This is a genomic window from Ancylomarina sp. (genome assembly GCF_041555295.1).
GTDB lineage: Bacteria > Bacteroidota > Bacteroidia > Bacteroidales > Marinifilaceae > Ancylomarina.
Genome location: NZ_JBFFKR010000224.1, coordinates 1 through 5,673 on the forward strand (window position 1 = coordinate 1; position 5,673 = coordinate 5,673).

Here is a 5,673-nt window from a genome sequence, read left to right on the forward strand (position 1 = left end):
AGCTAAACAGCCTGTTACATTTTGTGAAAACTATGTGCCTTGGCAGGAAAAGTTACATGATTTGGTGGAGGAAGTTGATTTCATATCCATACATACTTACCCCGTTTGGGAATATAAAAATATTCATGAGGCTTTAGAATATACCAAGCAAAATTATTATAGCGTTGCAGATAGGTATCCTCATAAACCTGTTGTTATTACCGAAGCTGGCTGGGCAACCAATTCGAATGGACGAGGAATCGATCCTGGGAATGTGAGTCAGGAGTTGCAGGAAGTTTATTATAACGATTTGGTTAATTGGAGTGATGCTGAAGGTATCCTAACCTTTGTTTTTGAAGCTTTTGATGAGCCTTGGAAAGGTTCACAGGAGCCTTTGGAACCAGAAAAGCACTGGGGACTATTTACGGTAGACCGAAAACCGAAGAAAGTTATGGAAAAAATGCATCTCAGTCTGGTTTAGTGATTCTTAATAGAACAACAAGACAAACCTTACGATTAAAACTTAAACGAAGCTAAAACCTAAAATACAACTCATGATTTCATATCAACCAATCAACATGAGAAAAGCTAATCTGGCACTACTCATCATTTTTTCATTTAGTCTCATTTGCTGTAAGCAAACGAGTAAGCCAAAACAAACCTTAACAAACGAAGCAGAACTGGAGATGAAAGCGATTAAGCAAAGTAAAGATGATTTATTATGTGGTGTTTCGCGAGCAGTTTGTTATTCGGGTTTTCGAACGGGACAGCATCCGGACAGAGGCGAAGGTGCTATAAATCCTACAAATGAGCAGGTTCTTGAGGATTTGAAGATTATTTCTCGTGACTCACTTTTCAATTTGATTCGTCTTTACGATTCTGGCGAAAATTCAGAGGCCGTATTGCGAATAATTAAAGAAAATAAACTTGATATCAAGGTGATGTTGGGTGTTTGGTTGAAAGCTGAATTAAGTGCTCATGAAACTTGTGGATGGTTAACTGAACCTATTCCATCTGAAGTTTTAGAGCAAAATATCATTGCTAACCAGAAAGAAATACAAAAGGGAATTCGTTTGGCTAATGAATATGCTGAAACTGTAATTGCAGTAAACGTGGGGAATGAAGCTTTAGTTGATTGGAACGATCACAAAGTGAATACGGATTCTATTATTGCCTATGTTCATAAAGTTCAGAAGGCAATTAAGCAACCTGTTACTGTTGCTGATAATTACGAGTGGTGGGCTGCAAAAGGTGAAAAATTAGCTAAGGCTGTCGATTTTATCTCCATTCATGTTTATCCGGTTTGGGAAGGTAAAGATATTGATGAAGCCATGACTTATACCATAGAGAATGTGCAAAAAGTTCGCAATGCACTTCCCAATAGTCAAATTGTGATTACTGAAGCAGGTTGGGCAACTGTAGCTTCAGAATTTGGAGAGCGTGCAAGTGAAGAAAAGCAGGAACAATATTACAACGATTTGATGAAATGGTCTGCCGATATGAATATCACCACTTTCTTTTTTGAAGCTTTCGATGAGGATTGGAAAGGAGAAACCGCAAATCCTTTAGGGGCTGAAAAGCACTGGGGAATGTTCACTGTTGACCGTAAGCCTAAAAAACTTATACAGAAGATGTTTTCCTATTAAGATTCAACATCAACAGGTCCTTAATTCATAACTCATAATTACTAATTCGTAGTTCAATAAATATGACACACTATAAAACAGCAAAGGAAGATATTGTCCCTTTTGGACAAAAATTAGCATTTGGATCAGGACATTTGGCCAATCAGCTGTTTCCTGCAGCCTTGGGTGTTTTTATGGTTGTTTTGGTCATGTCTCTTGGAATGAATCCTGTTCTCGCAGGTATATTAGGTGCATTACCTAGACTTCTTGATGCTTTAACTGATCCTATAATGGGATTTATCTCTGATAATACAAGATCGAAATGGGGAAGACGTAAGCCCTATATTTTTATTGGTAGTGCTATTACTGGTGTCGCTTTTATGGTGATGTGGCAATTAAATCCTGAAGATTCACAAACCTATAATTTCTTCTATTTTTTAATCGTATCGGTATTTTTCTATATCGGATATACGATTTTTGCAACGCCATTAATTGGTTTGGGATATGAGATGACTCCCGATTATAACGAACGAACTCGTTTAATGGCTGTTTCACAATGGATGGGCCAGGTTGCCTGGATGATTGCGCCATGGTTTTGGGTTATTATTTATGATGCTTCTATATTTGAATCAGCACCAGAGGGGGCACGTGTTTTATCAATTTGGGTAGGAGCTATTTGTATGATTCTGGGTGTATTACCAGCTCTTTTTAATAAAGAAATGATATTGCCTGATAATAGCAAAAGAGCCAATTTATCTATGAGTGAATTGGGTGCCAACACCAAAGAATTCGTGAAAGGAATAAAGCTTACAATCAAAAACAAACCTTTCATGAAACTTTGTGGGGCTACATTTCTTATATTCAATGGGTTTCAGACTATCGCGCAATTCGCCATGTTCATTATTGTCTACTATCTTTTTAATGGAGATAAGGTTGCTGCAGGATCCTGGCCAGCTTGGTTTGGGACTATAAGTGCCATGGCTACCGCTTTTCTTGTTATTCCTATTGTTACAAAAATATCTGAAAAGTTAGGCAAGAAAAATGCTTTTGTCATTGCAACTCTAATATCAATGATTGGCTATGGACTCAAATGGTGGGGATTCAATCCAGCCAACCCATGGTTGATGTTTATGCCTATTCCATTCTTGTCTTTTGGAATTGGAGGTTTGTTTACACTTATGATGTCGATGACTGCTGATGTTTGTGACTTGGATGAACTGAATAACGGAGAACGTCGTGAGGGCATGTTTGGAGCTGTTTATTGGTGGATGGTAAAACTAGGAACTGCCTTGGCATTATTGACTAGTGGTATTGTATTGCAAGCTGTTGGTTTTGATCAATCGATTGATCAACAAACCACTGAAACACTGACTAACCTAAGAATTGCGGATATTATTATCCCTATTGTGACGGCAGCAATGGCAGTTTTAATTGTATGGAAATATGATATAACAGAGACTAAGGCTCACGAAATTAGAGAGGCCTTGATTGCAAAACGAGGTAAGGCTAAGCATGAGGGGCAAGAAGTCAATAATGATAATATCGCTGAAGAAGTTACTCCATCGATCATTAAGTTGTAATTGAGAGTCGTTATTTCTGAGATCTGATTTTAATTAATATGATAATTATAAACTAATGAAAATATTACAATATTTCTTATCTATTTTTCTCATGGCAAATTTGTTGGGGTGCACAGCACAGCAGAATAATTTGACGGTTGATGTCTATGAGACATCTTCAAATGGCAATAAGCTCAAAAAAATAAGTGAATTTACTTCTGCAGAAAATGCTGTAGCCATCCAATTATTACCTGCAGAAAAATATCAGACAATTACCGGCTTTGGCGGGTCTTTTACTGAGTCATCGGCCTATTTGCTAAATCAGCTGAGTAAGAAAAACCGTAAGTTGATTTTAGACGCATACTTTGGTTCTGAAGGAGCGAAGTATTCTTTAACGCGAACACATATCAATTCTTGTGATTTCTCACTTAGCAACTATTCTTATGCTCCTGTAGCAGGAGATATGGAATTAGATAATTTCTCAATTGAGGAAGATCGTGACGATATTATTCCAATGATTAAGGATGCAATGGCCATTTCTGAAGATGGGTTTAAAATTCTTTCTTCGCCATGGACAGCACCCCCTTGGATGAAAGATAACAAGCATTGGTGTGGAGGTAAATTGCTACCTGAATACTACGATACCTGGGCACTATTTTTCTCAAAATACATTGATGCTTATAAAAATGAGGGGATCGACATTTGGGGATTAACCGTAGAGAATGAGCCTTTAGGAAATAACAGCAACTGGGAGAGTATGCATTATACACCAGAAGAAATGGTGGAATTTGTAAGCAAGCATCTTGGTCCAAAATTAAAAGATCAAGGTTATAATGTTAAGATTTTAGGATACGATCAGAACCGAGATGAGCTGGCAGAGTGGGCAGATATCATGTACAAGGATGAGGAATCAGCCAAATATTTTGATGGAATGGCGATTCATTGGTATGCTAGTACTTATGACTTTATGCCTGAAGCCTTACAATATACATACAAGAAAGCACCAAATAAATTAATGATCCAATCGGAGGCATGTGTAGATTCTGAGGTTCCACATTGGAATGATGATGCCTGGTATTGGTCAAAAGAGGGAACCGATTGGGGTTGGGACTGGGCACCTGATGATCAGAAACATCTTCATCCGAAATATGTACCTGTCTATCGTTATGCCAGAGATATTATAGGTTGTTTGAACAATTACGTGCAAGGTTGGATCGACTGGAACATGGTTTTAGATCGTCAGGGCGGACCAAACTGGTTTAAGAATTGGTGTGTTGCTCCCGTCATTGTAGATCCGGAGACAGATGAAGTTTACTTTACGCCATTATACCATACCATGGCGCATTTTAGTAAGTATATCCGCCCAGGAGCTGTTCGTATTGGCTTTGAAAATTCAGATGATGATTTGATGATGACAGCGGCACAAAATCCTGATGGATCTATAGCTCTTGTTATTTTGAACATGAACCTGAAATCAAAAAATATGAAACTTTCGTTGGGTGATCGTTCTGTAGATATACAGATTAGTGCACAGGCAATTCAAACGGTAGTTATTCCTGCTTAAGTCTTGTTATAAAAGTAAATAACTAACAAATATCTATGCTAAAAAATATTTTATTGATTTTTGCTTTGAGTTTATTGCTCTTTCAGGCTGAGAATGTTGAGGCGAATACTGTATCAGTTAATGGAAGGCGTATTCTTGTAAACGATTCTGTTTATACAATCAAGGGGATATGCTATCATCCTGTTCCCAAAGAAAGCGATAAAAGAAACTTTAGTAATTTGTCTGAAGACCTGGCATTAATGCTTGAGGCTGGAATAAACACCATTCGGGTTTATGCTCCTATAACCGATGTTTCTGTGCTTGATGAGATACATGAGACCGGACTCAAGGTGATTATAGGTTTTGGCTACAACCAAGGTGGACATCATGATATTCTTTCAGGGACTTTTATCAATTATGTAAACACCTACAAGAATCACGAGGCAATATTGCTTTGGGAACTTGGTAATGAATACAATTACCATCCAGAGTGGTTTGGTGACGATATTAAGAATTGGTACATGGCTTTAAACCATGCTGCAGATCTCATTCATCAACACGATCCTTCTCATCCTGTAACAACCGCACACGGTGAGTTCCCAGATTCATTGGCTCTATCGATGTGTCCAAACATTGATGTCTGGGGAATGAATGTCTATCGTTGGGATAATCCTGAAAAAATCTTTTCTGAATGGCGTGCTGTCAGCAGCAAGCCAATGTACTTGTCAGAAGCGGGAGCTGATAGTTATATGACGATTTCAAAAAATGGCTATAAGCAAGGTGAAAATGAGTTGGCTCAGGCTGATGCCACAACAAATATACTGGAATCAGTTTTTAGGAATCAGAAAATTTGTTCGGGAGTCACCCTCTTTGCCTTTGTTGATGAGTTATGGAAAGCTGGCAATAATAATACATTAGACTCTGGTGGATGGGCGCCAAATAGTAGCGGTGTTCCATACGACGGTGC

Annotated in this window: 5 protein-coding genes; all 5 read left to right on the top strand. The window is 38.1% G+C overall.

Features of this window, described 5'->3' with window-relative positions; all coding sequences use genetic code 11:
• The coding region (locus tag ABY905_RS13280) for a glycosyl hydrolase family 17 protein (protein WP_372644663.1) at positions 1–460 on the top strand (460 nt) is incomplete at its 5' end.
• Positions 461–533: 73 nt separating this feature from the next.
• Positions 534–1,625 carry a glycosyl hydrolase family 17 protein gene (locus ABY905_RS13285; protein ID WP_372644665.1) on the top strand — a complete coding sequence of 364 codons (1,092 nt, stop codon included), beginning with the start codon at positions 534–536 and terminating at the stop codon, positions 1,623–1,625.
• Positions 1,626–1,687: 62 nt separating this feature from the next.
• The gene (locus ABY905_RS13290; protein ID WP_372644667.1) at positions 1,688–3,184 is read left to right on the top strand and encodes an MFS transporter; all 1,497 of its coding nucleotides are present in this window, start codon (positions 1,688–1,690) and stop codon (positions 3,182–3,184) included.
• Positions 3,185–3,239: 55 nt separating this feature from the next.
• Entirely contained in the window at positions 3,240–4,727 is a 1,488-nt protein-coding gene (locus ABY905_RS13295) for a glycoside hydrolase family 30 beta sandwich domain-containing protein (RefSeq protein ID WP_372644669.1), read from the top strand.
• Between the two features lie 35 nt (positions 4,728–4,762).
• On the top strand, positions 4,763–5,673 hold a 911-nt coding region (locus tag ABY905_RS13300), incomplete at its 3' end, for a glycoside hydrolase family 2 TIM barrel-domain containing protein (RefSeq protein ID WP_372644670.1).

What these genes read in the sequence shown, in the direction of transcription:
- ABY905_RS13285 (WP_372644665.1), top strand. Translation starts at nt 534, where the DNA reads ATGATTTCATATCAACCAATCAACATGAGAAAAGCTAATCTGGCACTA.
- ABY905_RS13295 (WP_372644669.1), top strand. Translation starts at nt 3,240, where the DNA reads ATGAAAATATTACAATATTTCTTATCTATTTTTCTCATGGCAAATTTG.
- ABY905_RS13290 (WP_372644667.1), top strand. Translation starts at nt 1,688, where the DNA reads ATGACACACTATAAAACAGCAAAGGAAGATATTGTCCCTTTTGGACAA.